The organism is Rhodopirellula maiorica SM1 (assembly GCF_000346295.1).
Lineage (GTDB): Bacteria > Planctomycetota > Planctomycetia > Pirellulales > Pirellulaceae > Novipirellula > Novipirellula maiorica.
Window position 1 is genome coordinate 1 of record NZ_ANOG01000749.1, and the last position, 582, is coordinate 582.

Annotated in this window: 1 protein-coding gene; it reads right to left on the minus strand. The window is 56.0% G+C overall.

All coding sequences use genetic code 11. The annotated features are described in order from the left end of the window. Positions 1-197: 197 nt before the first annotated feature. Positions 198-582 (minus strand): outer membrane protein assembly factor BamB family protein (locus RMSM_RS24450; RefSeq protein ID WP_040769265.1); only part of this gene is annotated, 385 nt, incomplete at its 5' end.

A 582-nucleotide genomic window follows, 5' to 3' on the forward strand; every position in this document is an offset into this window, starting at 1 on the left:
CTACGAAAAAATGCTTCACAGCGTTAGCCAAAGCGGCTAATAAACCGAAAACATGAGGACCGTGGCTAGCGCCAGAGCGGCTAACAAACCGAAAATTTGAGAACCGTGGCTAGCGCCAAAGCGGCTAACATGCGGAACTGTTTGGGTGAGATCGCAATATTCACTTGGTTGCTCACTCGGTGCGAAACGAGGCTTGATTAGCGGGGTGCGGGGCTGATGCAGTAGAGGGCGTCGCCGCTGCGAATGAAGAAGTTGCCTTGCGATACCGCGATCGAGGCCATCGTTTTGCCCTTCAAGTTGTTCTTGGTGATCTGCTTGTATTGCGATCCGGGTTCCAGCACCGTGGTGATGCCTTCTTCGGAAGTGATATAGATCCGGCCATCAGCGAGCAGCGGCGACGCGGAGTAGTTGCCGCTCAAGCGTTCTTGCCAGACGATGTCGCCCGTTGCGGCTTCAAGGCAGTACAGGATGTTGTCGCGAGTGATCGTGTAGAGATACGGCTTGACGTACAGCGGCGATGGCAAGGCCGGGACGCCACGTGTCTGTTCCCAGGCGATGTGCGATTCGGTGACATCACCGCGG